The 18,201-nt window shown below is 63.8% G+C and carries 15 protein-coding genes; 6 read left to right on the plus strand and 9 right to left on the minus strand.

Annotated features, from left to right (window positions below):
• Positions 1-52 precede the first annotated feature (52 nt).
• The gene (locus tag ACNFCI_RS16270) at positions 53-1,795 is read left to right on the plus strand and encodes an autotransporter assembly complex protein TamA (RefSeq protein WP_084856994.1); all 1,743 of its coding nucleotides are present in this window, start codon (positions 53-55) and stop codon (positions 1,793-1,795) included.
• Entirely contained in the window at positions 1,792-5,466 is a 3,675-nt protein-coding gene (locus ACNFCI_RS16275; RefSeq protein WP_368829569.1) for a translocation/assembly module TamB domain-containing protein, read from the plus strand. The genes ACNFCI_RS16270 and ACNFCI_RS16275 overlap by 4 nt, the downstream gene beginning before the upstream one ends.
• A 3-nt stretch (positions 5,467-5,469) precedes the next feature.
• Here the strand turns inward: ACNFCI_RS16275 and ACNFCI_RS16280 are convergent, their stop codons facing one another.
• The 4 genes from ACNFCI_RS16280 to ACNFCI_RS16295 all read right to left on the minus strand — a co-directional run bounded on the left by ACNFCI_RS16280 (position 5,470) and on the right by ACNFCI_RS16295 (position 7,902).
• Complete coding sequence (locus ACNFCI_RS16280; protein ID WP_084856995.1) at positions 5,470-6,006, minus strand: DUF2589 domain-containing protein; 537 nt, start codon at positions 6,004-6,006, stop codon at positions 5,470-5,472.
• 104 nt (positions 6,007-6,110) lie between these two features.
• Positions 6,111-6,737 carry a DUF2589 domain-containing protein gene (locus ACNFCI_RS16285; protein ID WP_084856878.1) on the minus strand — a complete coding sequence of 209 codons (627 nt, stop codon included), beginning with the start codon at positions 6,735-6,737 and terminating at the stop codon, positions 6,111-6,113.
• 38 nt (positions 6,738-6,775) lie between these two features.
• Entirely contained in the window at positions 6,776-7,156 is a 381-nt protein-coding gene (locus ACNFCI_RS16290; protein ID WP_084856880.1) for a Mor transcription activator family protein, read from the minus strand.
• A gap of 284 nt (positions 7,157-7,440) precedes the next feature.
• Positions 7,441-7,902 carry a hypothetical protein gene (locus ACNFCI_RS16295; RefSeq protein WP_084856882.1) on the minus strand — a complete coding sequence of 154 codons (462 nt, stop codon included), beginning with the start codon at positions 7,900-7,902 and terminating at the stop codon, positions 7,441-7,443.
• Between the two features lie 146 nt (positions 7,903-8,048).
• On the opposite strand from ACNFCI_RS16295, the gene ACNFCI_RS16300 reads away from it, so the two are divergent.
• Positions 8,049-8,243 (plus strand): hypothetical protein, encoded by a 195-nt coding sequence (locus tag ACNFCI_RS16300; protein ID WP_084856884.1) that lies wholly within the window; start codon positions 8,049-8,051, stop codon positions 8,241-8,243.
• A gap of 36 nt (positions 8,244-8,279) precedes the next feature.
• Here ACNFCI_RS16300 and ACNFCI_RS16305 read toward each other — a convergent pair whose 3' ends face one another.
• The gene (locus tag ACNFCI_RS16305) at positions 8,280-8,654 is read right to left on the minus strand and encodes a fe2+ zn2+ uptake regulation protein (RefSeq protein ID WP_084856886.1); all 375 of its coding nucleotides are present in this window, start codon (positions 8,652-8,654) and stop codon (positions 8,280-8,282) included.
• A gap of 218 nt (positions 8,655-8,872) precedes the next feature.
• Between ACNFCI_RS16305 and ACNFCI_RS16310 the strand changes: the two genes are divergently transcribed.
• Positions 8,873-11,167 (plus strand): acylase, encoded by a 2,295-nt coding sequence (locus ACNFCI_RS16310; RefSeq protein ID WP_416768063.1) that lies wholly within the window; start codon positions 8,873-8,875, stop codon positions 11,165-11,167.
• A gap of 135 nt (positions 11,168-11,302) precedes the next feature.
• Here the strand turns inward: ACNFCI_RS16310 and ACNFCI_RS16315 are convergent, their stop codons facing one another.
• Complete coding sequence (locus tag ACNFCI_RS16315; RefSeq protein WP_084856889.1) at positions 11,303-12,025, minus strand: UDP-2,3-diacylglucosamine diphosphatase; 723 nt, start codon at positions 12,023-12,025, stop codon at positions 11,303-11,305.
• Positions 12,022-12,522 (minus strand): peptidylprolyl isomerase, encoded by a 501-nt coding sequence (locus tag ACNFCI_RS16320; RefSeq protein WP_084856891.1) that lies wholly within the window; start codon positions 12,520-12,522, stop codon positions 12,022-12,024. Before ACNFCI_RS16320 ends, ACNFCI_RS16315 begins: the two co-directional genes overlap by 4 nt.
• A 249-nt stretch (positions 12,523-12,771) precedes the next feature.
• On the opposite strand from ACNFCI_RS16320, the gene ACNFCI_RS16325 reads away from it, so the two are divergent.
• A complete protein-coding gene (locus tag ACNFCI_RS16325; protein WP_084856893.1) occupies positions 12,772-14,475 on the plus strand; it encodes a glutamine--tRNA ligase/YqeY domain fusion protein in 1,704 nt (567 codons plus the stop codon).
• A 9-nt stretch (positions 14,476-14,484) separates the two neighbouring features.
• A complete protein-coding gene (gene cysS / locus ACNFCI_RS16330) occupies positions 14,485-15,867 on the plus strand; it encodes a cysteine--tRNA ligase (protein WP_084856894.1) in 1,383 nt (460 codons plus the stop codon).
• Between the two features lie 137 nt (positions 15,868-16,004).
• Here cysS and ACNFCI_RS16335 read toward each other — a convergent pair whose 3' ends face one another.
• Entirely contained in the window at positions 16,005-17,396 is a 1,392-nt protein-coding gene (locus ACNFCI_RS16335; RefSeq protein WP_084856896.1) for a sensor histidine kinase, read from the minus strand.
• Positions 17,374-18,054, minus strand: a complete 681-nt coding sequence (locus ACNFCI_RS16340) for a response regulator transcription factor (RefSeq protein ID WP_084856898.1) — start codon at positions 18,052-18,054, stop codon at positions 17,374-17,376. The genes ACNFCI_RS16335 and ACNFCI_RS16340 overlap by 23 nt, the downstream gene beginning before the upstream one ends.
• Positions 18,055-18,201: the final 147 nt, after the last annotated feature.

The raw sequence follows: 18,201 nt of genomic DNA on the forward strand, positions 1-18,201 counted from the left end.
TCCGCTCGCCGAGCGGCACCCTGGAGGGCCGGCCTCTGGTAGCATGCGCCGCATGACGTATTCAGGAAGATTAAGCTGGGGCCTGATTCTTTGGGTCGCCAGTACCACCGTATGGGCGCAGAGCGAATTGCTGGTGCGGGTGAAACCGGCCAACAAGGCGCTCAAGAGCAATGTCGAAGGCTATATCGGCAGCCTCGGGAACCGTGACGAGGAGGCCTTGTTGCGGTTCAGCCGTGGGGCCCAGGAACAGGCGCGCAAGGCCGCCCAGGCCCTGGGCTTCTACCAGGCGCAGATCGATACCGAGGTCAAGCCGCCGAGTGCGCAGGGCAAGCCACCGCAACTGATCATCCACATCGAGCCGGGCGAGCCTGTGCACCTGCGCAATGTGACCGTGCGCATCGAGGGGCCGGCCAGCGAGCTCGCGGCGTTTCGCGTACCCGACAGCAAGGCCTTGCGCCCAGGCGAGCAGCTCAACCATGGCAGCTACGAGGATGCCAAGCGGCTGATCCAGAACCAGGCCTCGCGCTATGGGTTCTTCAGTGGCCACTTCACCCGCCAGCGTCTGGCAATCGACCCCCAGGCCGGTATCGCCGACATCGAACTCATCTACCAGAGCGGCCCGCGTTATCGCATGGGCGCAGTGACCTTCGGTGGCGATACGCCGCTGGACAACGACCTGTTGCAGCGCATGGTCTCTTTCAAACCCGGCACCCCCTACGATTCCGAGCTGATCGCCGAGCTCAACAACGACCTGCAATCGAGCGGCTACTTCGAAGGCGTGCGGGTCGATGCGGCGCCGACCGCCGCTGTCAACGAAGAGATCCCGGTGGATGTCCACCTGCAAACCCGCAAGCCACGCACCATGGGCCTTGGCCTGGGTTTTTCGACGGACGTCGGCCCGCGCGGCAAGGCCAACTGGACCCGCCACTGGGTCAACCCCCAGGGGCACAGCTATGGCTGGGAGACCGAACTGTCGGCTCCTCGGCAGAACGTCGGCCTGTGGTACGACATTCCCCTGGACCCGCCGCTGACCGACAAGCTGCGCTTTGCAGGCGGCTACCAGAACGAAGAGATCGCCGGCACCGATACCTTGAGCAAGCTGCTGACGGTCGGCCCGGAGTGGCACAGCAAGTTGCCCAGTGGCTGGCAGCGGGTGATTTCGCTCAAATACCAGCGCGAGGAGTACCGGCTGGGCGACGATTCGGGGCTGAGCAATCTGTTGATGCCGGGCGTAAGTTTCTCCTACCTGCGCAGCGATAATCGCATCGACCCGCACAATGGCTATCGCTTGCAGTTCGACTTGCAGGGGGCCAAGGACGGGTTGGTGTCGGACACCAACCTGTTGCATGGCAATGTGCTGCTCAAGGGCCTGACCACCCTGGGGCAGAACCATCGTGTGCTCGGGCGCGTACAGTTCGGCGGCAGTGCCACCAACGGCTACAAGCAGAATGTTCCGCCATCGTTGCGCTTCTTTGCCGGCGGCGACCAGAGCGTGCGCGGCTACGACTACCAGAGCCTGTCACCGAAGAACAGCGATGGCGACCGCATCGGCGGCCGCTACCTGGTGGCCGGGAGTGTCGAATACCAATATTCGGTGGCGGACAAGTGGCGGGTGGCGACATTCGTCGACCAGGGCAACTCGTTCAACTCGCTGGAACTGCCCAGCCTCAAGACCGGTGTCGGCATCGGCGTGCGTTGGGTTTCACCAGTCGGGCCACTGCGCCTGGACCTGGCCCATGCGTTGGACGACGACGGTGGTATCCGCTTGCACTTCTCCATGGGGCCTGAGCTGTGACGCGTGTGTTCAAACCCATTCTCCTGGCGTTGCTGGGTCTGTTGTTGCTGGCGGCCCTGGTGCTGGGCCTGCTCCTGGGGAGCGAGGCAGGCGGCCGTTGGGCCCTGGGGCGCGTCCCCGGGCTTGAGGTCACCCACTTCCAGGGTCGCCTGGGTGGTAGCTGGCAGGCCGAGCGACTGGTATGGGCCGACGGCGCAAGCCAAGTCCAGGTACAGGCTGTGCAGCTGGCGTGGTCGCCGCTGTGTCTGCTGCGCGCCACCTTGTGCCTGGAGCGGGTGCAGGCCGAGCAGGTCGACATGGTGTTCGCCCAGGACGAGGCACAGGCGGACGGCGGGCCGCTGCAACTGCCCAGCTTGAGGCTGCCCATCGCCATCGAACTGGGTGAGGTCAAGCTCGGGCGGTTGCGCCTGGATGGCAACGACCTGTTGGGCGATATGCAATTGGCGGCTCATTGGGCGGCCAACGGCCTGCGCATCGACACCCTGCGGCTGCAGCGCGACGACCTGCGCCTGGACCTGCAAGGTGATCTCAAGCCCGAAGCCGATTGGCCCCTGCAGGTGACCGGCACGCTGCAGCTGCCCGAGATGCAAGGCAAGCCCTGGCAACTGGCGTTGGCCATCGAGGGTGAGCTGCAGAAGTCGCTCGTCATCGATGCCACCAGCAGCGGTTACCTCGACGCCCGCCTGGAGGGCCGTCTGCAGGCCTTGGCCGAACATTTGCCGGCCACCCTGAGCATTCGCGCGGACGCCTTCAAGCCTGCGGCATCGTTGCCGGATACCGTGCAACTGAACCAGCTGCGGCTGGAGGCTAAGGGCGACCTGCTCAGCGGCTATCAACTGGCGGGTTCGGCCAGCCTGCCAGCCGAGCAAGGTCCCATCGGCCTGGCGCTGGGCGGCAGGGTTGATGCCAAGGGCGCTCGCCTCGATGCCCTGGACCTCAATGCCAGCGACACCCAGCGGGTCAAGCTGCAAGCCAGCGCTGACTGGCAGCAGGGGCTGACGGCCGATGCCCAGGTCGACTGGCTGGACTTCCCCTGGTTGCGCCTGTACCCCATGGAGCCGGCACCGCAGGTCACCCTCAAGCGTTTCAACGCCCAGGTGCACTACCGCGATGACAGCTACACGGGCGCCTTCAAGGGTGACCTCGATGGACCGGCAGGTGCCTTCAGCGTAGCCAGCCCGTTCGACGGTGACCTGACCCAGGTACGTTTGCCTGCGCTGGCGGTGAGCGCCGGGCAGGGCAGGGCTGCCGGCAGTGTGGCGATCCGCTTCGCCGATACCCTGGCCTGGGATGTCGACCTTCAATTGTCGGCGCTCGACCCGGCCTATTGGCTGGCGGAATTGCCAGGTACCCTGGCCGGGCCGTTGCGCAGCAAGGGCGAGCTGAAGAACGAGCGTCTGCAGCTGCAGGCGCAGCTCGACCTCAAGGGGCGCCTGCGCGGTCAACCGGCTGTGCTCAAGGTCGAGACCGAAGGGGCAGGGGAGAACTGGACCCTCGGCAGCCTGGCGGTGCAGCTGGGTGACAACCGTATCAACGGCAGCGCCAGCCTGCAGCAGCGCCTGGCCGGGCGAATCGACCTCGACCTGCCGCGTTTGGGGCAGCTCTGGCCCAGGTTACAAGGGCAGGCCAAGGGGCGCCTGGACCTGGCCGGTACCCTGGCTGCTCCGCAAGGCACGCTGACGCTGCAAGGCCAACAGCTGGGCCAGGCCGAAAACCGTATCCAGCGCCTGGGCCTGGACGCGCGCCTGGACAGTGCTCAACGCGGGCGGGTCACGCTCAAGGCCGGCAATATCCGCCTAGGCGAAACCGCATTGGGCAACCTGGACATCGACGGCAAGGGCGATATCCGCCAGCAAGCCGCCACCCTGGCCCTCGATGGGCCGCAGCTCAAGCTCGACCTGGCCGTGGACGGCCAGCTGGCCAAGGGCGATTGGCGGGGGCGCCTGGCCTCCGGGCGTATCCAGGCAGGCGGCCAGGACTGGCGCTTGCAGGCCCCGGCCAAGCTGCAGCGCTTGGCCAGCGGGCAACTGGACTTCGGCGCCCATTGCTGGCGCTCCGGTCAGGCGAGCCTGTGCGGCGAAGACCAACGTCTGGCGCCGGAGCCACGCCTGCGCTATCACCTCAAGCAGTTCCCGCTGGACAGCCTGGCGCAATGGTTGCCCAAGGACTTTGCCTGGCAGGGCCTGCTCAATGCCGACATCAACCTGGATATCCCCGCCGGCGGGCCCAAGGGCACCTTGCGGGTGGACGCGGGCGATGGGACGTTGCGTATTCGCGACAATGGCCGTTGGGTCGATTTCCCGTACCAGGTCCTGCGCCTGGACAGCACCCTTGCCCCGCGCCGTGTCGACACCCGCTTGGATTTTCGTGGCCAGCGCCTGGGCGAGCTGTCCCTGGTTACCCGGCTCGACCCGTTGGGCAAGGACAAACCGCTGAGCGGTGACTTCCGCCTGGCCGGCCTGGACCTGTCGATCGCCCGGCCATTCGTGCCGATGGTCGAGCGCCTGGCCGGCCAGCTCAATGGCAGCGGACGGTTGTCTGGCACGCTGCTGAGTCCTCAGGTCACAGGCAACCTGGCGTTGAGCGGCGGCGAAGTGAGTGGGGCCGAGCTGCCGGTCAGTCTCGAAGACCTCTCGTTGCAGGCGCTGATCGCCGGCGAGCAGGTACAGTTGCAGGGGAACTGGCAGAGTGGGCCGGCCGGCCGTGGTCGGCTCGAGGGCAACCTGACCTGGGGGCAGGCACTGGCAATGGACCTACGCTTGCGTGGCCAGCAATTGCCGGTGCATGTCGAACCTTACGCAGACCTGGAGGTTGCCCCTGACCTGAACATCCGCCTGGCCGATGAGCGACTGTCGATCGCCGGCAAGATGCAGGTGCCCAAGGGCAAGATCACCGTGCGCGAACTGCCGCCCTCGACCGTCAAGGTCTCCGATGACACGGTGATCGTCGGCGAGCAGACCGAAGAAGGCAAGCCGCCGCTGGCCATGGACATGGACATCGATGTCGAGGTAGGGCGTGACAAGCTGTCGTTCAAAGGCTTTGGCTTGACTGCCAACCTGCTCGGCCATGTGCATATCGGCAACAACATGGACACCCGCGGTGAGCTCAGCCTTGCCGAAGGACGTTATCGCAAATATGGCCAGAACCTGATCATCCGGCGGGCGCGCTTGTTGTTTGCCGGGCCCATCGACCAGCCGTACCTGGATATCGAAGCGATCCGTCGGGTCGATGACGTGATCGCGGGTATTCGCCTGAGCGGCAGCGCCGAGCAGCCGACCACCAAGGTGTTTTCCGAACCTGCCATGGGCCAGGAGCAGGCGTTGTCCTACCTGGTGTTGGGCAGGCCTTTGGCGACCAGCGGCGAGGACAACAATATGTTGGCCCAGGCAGCCCTGGGGCTGGGGTTGCTGGGCGGCGAGGAGCTGACCGGTGGGCTGGCCTCGAGCCTTGGCATCGAGGACTTCCAGTTGGGTTCCGAAGGGACGGGCAACAGCACCAGTGTGGTCGCCAGCGGCAACATCACCGAGCGGCTGAGCTTGCGCTATGGTGTCGGCGTGTTCGAGCCCGCCAACACCATCGCCTTGCGTTACAAACTGAGCAAGAAGGTCTACCTGGAGGCAGCCAGCGGCTTGGCCAGTTCGCTGGATATCTTCTACAGGCGGGACTTCTAGCGCTCAGCGAACGGTCGCTGCCTCAATGAACTCATTGGACGCCTCATCCCTCGTGGATGGGGCGTTCTGGCGCTGGGGCACGATGAGGTTGGTGTATTCCTCGATCAAGCGGTTGATCGCCTCGGGCGGTTCGCACGCCTGGAACTGCATGCGGATCTGTACTTCGTCCGGGTCGCGCTGGTCCCCGCGACGGCCATTGGCCCCGACGGTGACCTGGAAGCGGGCCGTGCCATTGTCATGGGTATCCTTGTGCGGGTCGCCCGCATCTATCCCGTTGACCCTGACCGAGAGGTCGACCTGCATGCGCTCCAGGGCCAGGCCTCGCGGCGACACCAGGGCGATCAATGGAATCTGCAAGGTATGCTGGCCGTCCATGGCGATCTCCACCATCTTGGCTTTCATAGGGGCCCCCAGTTGCTCGGGGTCGTAGTCGAAGAATTGGTCGAACAGCTTGATGTATTGCTGGGCGATCAACGTATTGGTGGCGGCTGCAGCTTCCTGCAAGCCGCGCGTGATGTCGGACAGATCGCTCGATGTCATGGGGGCTTGGCTGGTGGGGCGGGTATCCACGCAAAGTATTCCTCGATAGGTGCACGGACCCCCGCTCGGCGGCGGGGGCTGGGTGGTCGGGCAAGGCGTCGGAATCAGTTACCCGAGTTCGGTAGCTCCGGGGTTTCCTGTGGCAGGTCCGGTTTCTCGGGTGTGATGTCCTTGATCACGGTCGGTTTGGTGGCAGCATCGGTCAGGTAGTCCATGACCCGTTGCAGTGCTTCGGGTGGGTCCTGACGGCGCACCGTGGTATTGAAGGCATAGCGTGCACGGGTATCGCTTTTGCGGGTTTGTTCCGATTTATGGCTGGCACTGGCCTTCACGTTCAGCTTGAACGGACCCCAACCCAGCGAGGCTTCCGCTTCGCCATTGAATTCGGAGTTCGAGCGGGTTTCGGCCATCTGGCTGATGGTCAGCTCGAATTCGACACGGCCCTCTTCGATACAGATGTTGGGGTGCGTGATCGCCGCCATCAACGGGATCTGCATGGCTCGGCTGACCGTCCCCTGGTGCAGGCCTTGCTCGTCTACGAGGGTTTCGTCGTAGTTGAATTCGATGGCAACGGCCTTGCCATCCTTGATACAGACCTGCATGAGAAAGTCGGCATAGGATTGGCTGGCCGTGACTTGAGCGTCGATCATCGCCTGTAAAGGCGCTGCAATCATGCGATCCATGGGCAGTGCATTGATGACCGAGCCGATCAGGTTGTTATCGATGGACATTGGGTTTGTTCCTTATAGGGGCAGTGGGCTGTTGAGTTTCAACGGACATGGTTGTCCTGGCGGCGAATGTTGCCTATCTGGCGCAGGCTCAAACCGTATTTGTCCGCCAGGAGACTACGAGACAGGCCGTCGGCGCTTTCCTGCTGAATCTGCAGGTTGCGCAACTGGCGCAGGAAGTGATCCGGCTTGGGAATTTCCAGCGCAACCCCGGCAAAGCGCTTGATCAATGCTTGCAGCGCTTCGGCGGGGAGCACGTCGGCGAGTTTGGTGCGTTCGAGATGCTTGGGAATGTATTTCGGCCGCCCGCCATAGGCGCAGGTCAGGCGGTAGGCGTTTTCGATGCCGATGCATTCGATCAGTGATTGCAAAGAGTGGGGCAATTGGGAAATGTCGATGCGATTGAGGTCTGGCAATTCCATATGGGGTTCCCTCGAAAATGAGCAGGCGCCAGGTGTGATGTCTCTGGTGGCGCAGGCTGTCGGCGGTGTGCCGTCAGGGCGACCTGTCCGATCACCTGCGTCGATTCTCAGGCAGCACCTAGTCGACCTGCTAGGCGCCAAGCGGATCGCAGGATGTAGCCTCAGGCCCCGAGTATTTGCAGGCAGCGGTGGTTGCGCATGTAGGAGATGCCTTCAGTCCCGACCCGCAGGCCTTGAATGCCCGTTTCTTGCTGCGTCGCGAACTTCAAAGGGTGGTAGTACCCTCATAGGCAGGGGTACCCCTGTAGCAAGCCGACCATGCCCAAATAGGCCTTCGGTGCATGGGCCAGGGACTGCGGAACCGCACGCCAGTCGACTTCCAGGCATAGGGCACTGAAACGCTCGGCATCGCGCCGCCCGATGACCCGGGGGCTGAAGTCCTTGCGATAACGAACCCGAGCCGTGTCCAAAGGGGCTGCCTGGTCGGCCTCGGTCAGTGTCTGTCGGGCCAGGGCGGGCAGCTGGGCTTGCGGTATGGCCAGGTGCAGCTGGCCGGGGCGAGAATTGAAATAGCCGGCTCGGCGCATGTTCTGCCAGAGTTGCTGCCATTGGCTGGAGCCGGCGCGAGGTTCCAGCTCACGGGCGAGCCGGTGCAGTTGGTCGTTGGAAAGCGTCGTGGCGTCCAATGCCATGGCGGCAGGGGACGTCAGCAGGAGCAGGCAGTAGATCACGTGGACAGTACGCATCGGGTGGTCTCCGATCAGGGTGTGGGGGAGACTGGATGCTTTCAGGTGGGGAAAGGGGCAGGCAGCAGGAAACGCGACCGGTGACGTTGTATCATGGCCCCGGCTCGACGCGAGCTCTCTGTCCCTGATGCTGCAAGGAACCTTCGATGACACATGTGCAACGCCTGAAATATTCCATCCTGATCATACTGGTGGTGCTGGGCCTCATGCTGGGCCTGTCCTACCTGCAGAAACAGGGGACCATCAGCGAGCAGACCTTCCAATACATCGCCATTGCCATCGCGGTGGTCGTGGTGGTGATCAACGGTATCCTGCGCCGCAAGGTCGGGCCGAAGCCCTGAACCTGCCAGGCCGGCCAACCCTGGCCGGCCATGCCTTCAGCTCGACATGGGCTGCTCCAATACAGCTCGTGCTTCGGGGTTGAGGCTGTAGCATTTGTCGCTGCCCAGGCGGATCACGCCCTCGGCGCACAATCGCTTGAGCACCTCGCGCACGCTGAGGAACGACAACGGAATATCCAACTGCTCGAGTTGCGCATGAACGCCGCGCACGCCAATGCTGCGGCCGTCCCGGTCAGCCGCATGCAAGGCATCGATGACCTTCAGGCGGATCAGGCTGGTGCGCAGCCCAAAGGCCCGCAGCAATTCGCGAATCTGTTCGTTGCCGGCGCGTGCGGGGGTGCCGGGGATTGGCCCGGCACTGCTGGGGCCCGGGTTGCGGGCGCTCTGCAATGCAGGTTGTGGGTTGTACATGTGAATGCTCCTTTTCGTGGACTGTCCCGAAAACAAGGGTGCCTCATTGGGTATGACGAATGAGACGGACAAAACTGCAGCCCACGATGAAAAAATAATGTTCAGGTCCTGTTCATGACGATGCAGGGCCTTGGCCTGCGTAAAATTTCCAGTGTGCTGCTCGTCTGTACGGGATATCCCCAACTCCAGGAGTGTCCGTGCGTACATTTTCGCGTCCTATGACCCGTCTTGGCCTGGCAGCCGTATTGATTGCATCTGGCTTGGCAGCCCAGGCGCGGGAAGCCGCTGGCGAGGCCTCGGCACAGATCCGCCGTACCAGTTTCGGTGTTCCGCACATCCTGGCCGAAAACGAACGAGGTCTGGGCTATGGCATCGGCTATGCCTACGCCCAGGACAACCTGTGCCTGTTGGCCAATGAGGTCGTGACCGTCAACGGCGAGCGTTCCCGTTACTTCGGCGCCCAGGGCAGAACTGTGGAGCAGCGTGCGAACCTGGACAGTGACTTCTTCTTCGCCTGGCTCAATGCAGACTCTGCGGTCAAGGGTTTCCTTGAAGCCCAGCCAGCGCCGGTGCGCGACTTGCTGGAGGGCTATGTCCAGGGCTACAACCGCGCGCTGGTCGAGCGTCGGGCACAGGGCTTGCCTGCTGAGTGCGGCCAGGGGGACTGGTTGCGGCCGATCAGCAGCCTCGATCTGGTCAAGCTGACCCGTCGGCTCCTGGTTGAAGGCGGAGTTGGCCAATTCGCCGAGGCGCTGGTGGCGGCTGCTCCGCCTGAGCGGGCTGCGCGCCTGGGCAAGGAAGATTTCAGCCTGGCCCTGGGCCGTCAGGCGCAGTTCGCCATGGCCCGTGGCAGCAACGCGGTGGCGGTAGGGGCGCGACGGTCGGCCAACGGTGGTGGCTTGTTGCTGGCCAATCCGCATTTCCCCTGGGTGGGCGGCCTGCGGTTCTACCAGATGCAACTGACCATCCCAGGCCAGCTGGATGTCATGGGCGCCGCCTTGCCAGGCTTGCCGGTGGTCAATATCGGCTTCAACCGCCACCTGGCCTGGACCCATACGGTCGATACCTCGAAGCATTTCACGTTGTACAGGTTGCAGCTCGACCCGAAGGACCCGACACGCTACTTGCTCGATGGAAAATCCTTGCCACTGAGTCGCCAGACCTTGAGCGTCGCGGTCAAAGGTGAGGACGGCCAATTGCAGCAGGTCGAGCGACAGGTCTACGCCTCGACGTTCGGCCCTGTGGTGCGCTGGCCGGGCCGGCTGGATTGGGACAACCGGTTCGCCTACAGCCTGCGCGATGCCAACCTGGACAATATCCGGGTGCTGCAGCAGTGGTACGCCATCAACCATGCCGACAGCCTGGATGGCCTGAAGCGTACGGTGGCGCAGTTGCAGGGCATCCCTTGGGTCAATACCCTGGCGGTCGATGCAGGTGGCCAGGCGGCCTACCTGAACCAGTCCGTAGTGCCGCATGTGGACCAGGAGCTGCTCGCTCGCTGTAGCGACCCGTCGGCCGCCGGCCCGCTGGTGGTACTTGATGGCTCGCGCAGCGCATGTCAATGGAAGACCGACGCCCAGGCAGCCCAGCCGGGTATTTTCCCGGCGCGGCTACTGCCGAGCCTTGTGCGCGAAGACTTCGTGCAGAACTCCAACGACCCGGCCTGGATGGCCAACCCTGCGCAACCGCTGACCGGCTTTTCCCCGTTGGTCAGCCTCGAGGGCCAACCGCTGGGCCTGCGCAGCCGTTTTGCGCTGCAGCGGCTTCAGGGCAATGGCAAGCTGACGCTGGAAGACCTGCAGCGCATGGTGCTGGACGATGAGGTGTACGCAGCCAGCCTGGTGCTGCCGGACCTGCTGGCCTGGTGCAAGACCGCGCCCGCCGATGTCCAGGCGGTGTGTGCAAGCCTGGCAGCCTGGGACGGCAAGGCTGACCTGGCCAGTGGCATCGGCCTGTTGCATTTCGCCAATATCTTCGACGCGCTGGTGGCCCAATCAAACATATGGCGGGTGGCCTTCGACCCAGTCGATCCCCAGCACACCCCGCGCGGGCTTGCGGTGGAGCAGGCGGCGGTGCGCCAACGCGTACACGAGGCCGCATTGGCTTCCCTGGAGCGGGTAGGCAAGGCCGGGATTGCGAGCGACAGCCGCTGGGGGCAGGTGCAGCAGTCGGCCGATGGCACTCCGGTGCCAGGTGGCCCCCAGGAATTGGGCGTGTACAACGCCATGTACAGCGTGCCCGATGGGGCAGGCAAGCGTCTGGTGGTCAGCGGTACCAGCTACTTACAGTTGGTCAGTTTTAACGAGCAGGGGCCGCAAGCGTTCGGATTGCTAGCGTTCTCCCAGTCCAGCGAGGCGGAATCGGCCCATGCAAACGATCAGACCCGGGCGTTCGCGGCCAAGCAATTGGCTCCGATTCCCTTCACCGAGGCGCAGATCAAGGCTGACCCACAGTACCGTCGGTATGTGATCAGTGAGGCTGACAAGGGCATGGCAGTGGGCACCACCCGCTGATATAGGCTACGCCCCATCGCGGGACAAGCCCGCTCCCACACGATCCTGCAAAGCCTGGACCTTGTGATCGGCTTGGCACCTGTGGGGCGGGCTTGCTCGGGATGAAAGGTGCAGCAGCCTTGCCAGGGCGCCGAATCAGCGCAAGCCGAACGGCGCCAGCTGGAAGCCTTGCTCGTCGACCTGCAACGCCCAGCCTTGGCGATCCCAGTCCCCCAACACGATGCGCCGGGCAGGCTGGCCATCGACCGTCAGCTTGTGGATCGCTGGCCGGTGGGTATGGCCATGGATCAGAGTGCGAACACCGTGGGCCGCCATCACCTTGGGCACTTCTTCAGGCGTGACATCCACGATCTCTGTCGATTTCATGCGTGTTTGCGAGCGGCTTTCGCTACGCAGCTTGCGCGCCAGCTTCTGCCGGGTGGACAGCGGCAGGTGCCGCAGGATCCACAGGCTCAGCGGGTTGCGCAGGTAGCGGCGTAGTTTCATGTAGGCCAGGTCGCGGGTGCACAGGGTATCGCCATGCATCAGCAACACCGCCTCGCCACCGAGCTGTACCACGCAGGGGTCGTCCAGCAACGTGCAGCCCGCGGCTTCACAGAAGGCCTGGCCGATCAGGAAGTCGCGGTTGCCGTGCATCAAGTAGACCGCCGTACCGCTGTCGCTCAGCCGTCGCAGGGCCTGGCAGATCGACTGCTGGAAGGGCGTCATGGCGTCGTCGCCGATCCAGGCCTCGAAGAAGTCGCCGAGGATGTACAGCGCCTTGGCATGGCGGGCGCGGCCATCGAGCAGATCAAGAAACGCCCGGGTGATGTCCGGGCGTTCTTCTTGCAGGTGCAGATCGGAGATCAGCAGGATCACTCAATGATCTCGGCTTTCTCGATGATCACGTCGTCCTTCGGCACGTCCTGGTGGCCGGCCTTGGAACCGGTGGACACGCCTTTGATGGCATCGACCACTTCACGGCCTTCGATCACTTCGCCGAACACCGCGTAGCCCCAGCCCTGGACGTTCTTGCCGCTGTGGTTGAGGAAGTCGTTGTCGGCTACGTTGATGAAGAACTGCGCCGAAGCGGAGTGCGGCTCCATGGTGCGGGCCATGGCGATGCTGTATTTGGCATTCTTCAGGCCGTTGTCGGCTTCGTTCTGGATCGGCGCGCGGGTCGGTTTCTGCTTCATGCCGGCTTCGAAGCCACCGCCCTGGATCATGAAGTTGTTGATCACGCGGTGGAAGACGGTGCCGTCGTAGTGGCCGTCCTTGACGTATTGAATGAAGTTCTCGGTGGTTTTCGGTGCCTTTTCGGCGTCCAGTTGCAGGACGATGTCGCCGTGGTTGGTGCTCAGTTTGACTTTGGACATGCTGGAATTCGCTCTTTCAAGGCATTCGGGAATTAGGGTGCGCAGGGCGCGTACTTGTCACCTGACGCAGGATCGGGCGACCACGACACAAGGCACGCGGCGGCCATTTTGCCAGCTTGCGACAAATAGCTGCGATAAATCGCGCCTGTTTGTCCGAGCCCGGCTGTCAGCAGCTTGACTGCTTCGGCTATGATAGGCCCTTTGATTCAATCGGCCTACCCAGGCCGAACACCAGCATTCAAGGATCCTATGAGCAAGCCCACTGCCGACAACGCGCCCAACGCCGCTGCCAAAGGCGCTCCCGCCGTCCCTGCGAACTTCCTGCGGCCGATCGTCCAGGCCGACCTGGACTCGGGCAAGCACAGCAGCATCGTCACCCGCTTTCCGCCGGAGCCCAACGGCTACCTGCACATCGGCCATGCCAAGTCGATCTGCGTGAACTTCGGTCTGGCCAAGGAGTTCGGTGGTGTCTGCCACCTGCGTTTCGATGACACCAACCCGGCCAAGGAAGACCAGGAGTACATCGATGCCATCCAGCGTGACGTCAAGTGGCTGGGCTTCGAGTGGGCCGGCCCGGTGCGCTTCGCCTCGGACTACTTCGACCAGCTCCACGACTGGGCTGTCGAGCTGATCAAGTCGGGCAACGCCTACGTCTGCGACCTGACTCCCGAGCAGGCCAAGGAATACCGCGGCAGCCTGACCGAGCCAGGCAAGAACAGCCCGTTCCGCGAGCGCAGTGTCGAGGAGAACCTGGACCTGTTCGCACGTATGAAGGGCGGCGAGTTCAAGGATGGCGAGCGCGTGCTGCGCGCCAAGATCGACATGGCCTCGCCGAACATGAACCTGCGCGACCCGATCCTGTACCGCATCCGCCATGCCCACCACCACCAGACCGGTGACAAGTGGTGCATCTACCCGAACTACGACTTCACCCATGGCCAGTCGGACGCCATCGAGGGCATCACCCACTCGATCTGCACCCTGGAGTTCGAAAGCCATCGTCCGTTGTACGACTGGTTCCTCGACAGGCTGCCGGTGCCGGCGCGCCCGCGCCAGTACGAGTTCAGCCGCCTGAACCTGAACTACACCATCACCTCCAAGCGCAAGCTCAAGCAACTGGTGGACGAGAAGCACGTCGATGCCTGGGACGACCCGCGCATGTCGACCCTGTCGGGCTTCCGTCGCCGCGGCTACACGCCGGCCTCGATCCGCAACTTCTGCGAAATGATCGGCACCAACCGTTCCGACGGCGTGGTCGACATGTCGATGCTCGAGTTCAGCATCCGTGACGACCTCGACCGCACCGCGCCGCGTGCCATGTGCGTGCTGCGCCCGCTGAAGGTGGTCATCACCAACTACCCAGAGGGCCAGGTGGAGCAGCTCGAGCTGCCGCGTCATCCCAAGGAAGACATGGGCGTGCGCGTGCTGCCGTTTTCCCGCGAGCTGTACATCGACCGCGACGACTTCATGGAAGAGCCGCCGAAGGGCTACAAGCGCCTGGAGCCGGCCGGTGAGGTGCGCCTGCGTGGCAGCTACGTGATCCGTGCCGACGAAGCCATCAAGGACGCCGAAGGCAACATCGTCGAGCTGCGCTGCTCGTACGACCCCGACACCCTGGGCAAGAATCCCGAGGGCCGCAAGGTCAAGGGCGTGATCCACTGGGTGCCGGCCGAAGGCAGCGTCGAATGCGAAGTGCGCCTGTACGACCGCCTGTTCCGCTCGCCGAACCCGGAGAAGACCGAGGAGGGCGGCAGCTTCCTGGACAACATCAACCCGAATTCTCTGCAAGTGCTGACCGGCTGCCGCGCCGAGCCGTCGCTGGCCCAGGCCGCGCCTGAGGACCGCTTCCAGTTCGAGCGCGAAGGCTACTTCTGCGCCGACCTCAAGGACAGCCAACCGGGCCGTCCGGTGTTCAACCGCACCGTCACCCTGCGTGACTCCTGGGGCAGCTAAGGAATCGCCGTGCTTACCATCTACAACACCCTGAGCAAGACCAAGGAAGCCTTCAAGCCCCTGGATGGCAACAAGGTGCGTATGTACGTGTGCGGCATGACCGTATACGACTACTGCCACCTGGGCCATGGCCGCAGCATGGTGGCCTTCGACCTGATCACCCGTTGGCTGCGCAAGAGCGGCTACGAGCTGACCTATGTGCGCAACATCACCGACATCGACGACAAGATCATCAACCGCGCCAATGAAAACGGCGAGCGTTTCGATGAGCTGACCGCGCGCATGATCGATGCCATGCACGAGGACGAGCGCCGCCTGAACATCCTGCCGCCAGACCAGGAGCCGCGTGCCACCGACCACATCCCCGGCATGCACGCGATGATCCAGACCCTGATCGACAAGGGCTACGCCTACGCGCCGGGTAATGGCGACGTGTACTACCGGGTCGGTAAGTTCGTCGGCTACGGCAAGCTGTCGCGGCGCAAGATCGAAGACCTGCGCATCGGTGCGCGGATCGAAGTCGGTGAGGCCAAGCAGGACCCGCTGGACTTCGTCCTGTGGAAGGCCGCCAAGCCGGGCGAGCCGAGCTGGGAGTCGCCATGGGGGCCAGGCCGTCCGGGCTGGCACATCGAGTGCTCGGTGATGTCCACTTGCTGCCTGGGCGAGAGCTTCGACATCCATGGCGGCGGCAGCGACCTGGAGTTTCCGCACCATGAGAACGAGATCGCCCAGAGCGAGGCGGCTACCGGCAAACCGTACGCCAATGCCTGGATGCACTGCGGCATGATCCGGATCAACGGCGAGAAGATGTCCAAATCGTTGAACAACTTCTTCACCATCCGCGACGTACTCGATAAGTACCACCCGGAGGTGGTGCGCTACCTGCTGGTGGCCAGCCACTACCGTAGCGCCATCAACTATTCCGAAGACAGCCTGCGCGAGTCCAAGGGGGCCCTGGAGCGCTTCTACCATGCGCTGCGTGGGCTGCCGCGGGTGGCCGCCAAGGGTGGCGAGGAATTCGTCGAGCGCTTCAGCGTTGCCATGAACGATGACTTCGGTACGCCCGAAGCCTGTGCGGTGCTGTTCGACCTGGTGCGCGAGATCAACCGCCTGCGCGATGTCGACCCACAGGCCGCCGCAGGCCTGGCAGGCCGCCTGCGCGAACTGGGCGATGTGCTGGGTGTGCTGCAGCTGGAGGCCGATGACTTCCTGCGTGCCGGTGCCGAAGGTAAGGTCGATGCGGCCGAAGTAGAAGCACTGATCCAGGCGCGCCTGCAGGCGCGTGCGGACAAGAACTGGGCCGAGTCCGATCGTATCCGCGACCAGCTGACCGCCATGGGCGTGGTGCTCGAAGACGGCAAGGGCGGGACCACCTGGCGCTTGGCTGACTGATCCATCGAGTAGGGCTGCTTTGCAGCCCAATCGCGGGGCAAGCCCGCTCCTACAGGTTGTTTACCGATCCCAAGGGTGATGGAGAATCTGTGGGAGCGGGCTTGTCCCGCGATTGGGCCGCAATGCGGCCCCATTCGTTACTTGGGTAGACCACCTGTAGGGCAATGCAGCACCAGCTTCGCCCCACCCAGCTCGCTGGCCCCCACCTCCAGCCGGAACCCATGCAGGTCGACGATCGCCGCGACGATCGACAAGCCCAACCCGAACCCTGGGTGACGATGACCTTCCTCGCTGCGATAGAAGCGCTTCAAAACCGCTGCGCGCTCATCCTCGGGAATGCCCGGCCCGCTGTCCTCGATGGCGATATGCACGCCGGTGGCATCATGGCTGGCGTGGATGCGTACCTGCCCGCCGTCGGGGGTGAATTTGATGCCATTGCCTACCAGGTTCGCCAGTGCCTCGAACAACAGTTCCCGGTCGCCATGCAGGGGCGGTAGCTGCTCCGGTTGCACGAGCGCCAGACGAATGCCGCCATCCTCGGCCAGGGGTAGGTAGAAGTCGTGCAGCTCCACCAGCAAGGCGTGTGGGTCCAGTTCGACGAAGCCCGCGCGTCGCTGGCGATCTTCCAGCTCGCTGATGCGCAGCAGGCCACGGAAGCGCGCCATCAGTGTATCGGTTTCGCCGATTGCCTGGTCCAGGGCCTGCGCCTCGGGAGCGTGGTCGCCGCTTTGCTGGCGGATCCGATACAACTGGGCCCGTAGGCGGGTCAGCGGTGTGCGCAGATCGTGGGCGATGTTGTCGCAGACGCCCTTGACCTCGTGCATCAACCGTTCGATGCGATCGAGCATGGCATTGACGATGGCTGCCAGCATGTCCAGCTCGTCACGCCGGGCCGACAGGGGTAGGCGATGGGTGAGATCGCCGGCGACGATCAGCTCGGCCTGGGCCTGGATCGCGCGGATGCGCTTGAGTGGCCTGCGGCGTAGCAGGTACCAGCCGGCGAAGCCGGGGATCAGGGTCAGGGAAATGCCCCAGAGCAGGGCATGGAGGATGATCCGGGTGACCACGAACAAGGAGCCGTTGTCACGCACCAGCACCAGCCAGCGTCCGTCCTTGACCTGGATCGCCACCGCATCGCAGCTGTCGCGGGGTACGTGTGGGTCGTCGGCGTCCAGGCAGCGCTTGAGCTCATGGACTTGGCCGTCCAGGCCGAGCTCTGGCGGAATGGCGCGGATCCGGCCGCTGATCGGGTTGAGCTGGGCATCGAACAGGCCGTAGGCATCGAAGCTGCGCTCCTCGAAGGCCTGGCTTGCGATCAAGGCATCGTCCAGCTGCTTACCGGTCATATGGGCGAATAGATGCTGGCGCTGCAGCATGGAATGGCGGGTGAGCTTGTTCAGGTAGCTGGACACTTCGAAGTACAGCACCCCCATGAGGATGCTGCTCCAGGCCACGAACAGAAAGCTGTACAGTGCCAGCAGGCGGCTGGTCGAAGAACTCCAGCCCTTAGACGGGTTCGGCAATGGCATAGCCGGAGCCCCGCACGGTACGGATGAGCGGGCTCTGGCCGGGCGGGTCGATCTTCTTGCGCAGGCGGCCGATGTGCACATCGATCAGGTTGGTGCCCGGGTCGAAGTGATAGCCCCAGACTTCCTCGAAGATCATCATCCGGGTGATCACCTGGCCGGCATGGCGCATCAGGTACTCCAGCAACTTGTACTCGGTGGGCAGCAGGTTGAGGGTCTGCTCGCCACGGCGGGCCTCGTGGCTGATCAGGTCCAGCTCCAGGTCGGCTACCTGCAGCCGGGTCTGGGTCATGGGCACGCTGTTGCGACGCAGCAGCACCTCGACCCGGGCGGCCATCTCGTCGGAGGCGAAGGGCTTGGTCAGGTAGTCGTCACCCCCGGCACGCAGGCCCCGCACCCGCTCGTCGACATCGGACAGCGCGCTGATCATCAGGATCGGGGTGGCGATCTTCAGGTTGCGCAAGGTGGTGACGATGGTCAGGCCATCGACCTCCGGCAGCATACGGTCCAGGGTGATCAGGTCATAGCCACCGCCGATGGCCTTGGACAGGCCCTCGCGGCCATTGTCGGCCCAGTCCACCTCCAGGCCATGGCTGGACAGTTCGGCGACGATCTCCTGGGCGGTAACGGCGTCGTCTTCGATGGTCAGTACGCGGGGCATGCTAGTACCTGGGCAGCGATTGGAGACTCGATTGTGCCAAAGAATAGACAACGGCGGATTTAAGAAAAATTCATCTGGTGCCCAGAACTCGATCGCCAAACGAAAACGGGGCATGCCATGGCTGGCATGCCCCGCGTTTCAGAGCAG

It is taken from the genome of Pseudomonas sp. NY15356 (assembly GCF_048068175.1).
GTDB lineage: Bacteria > Pseudomonadota > Gammaproteobacteria > Pseudomonadales > Pseudomonadaceae > Aquipseudomonas > Aquipseudomonas putida_K.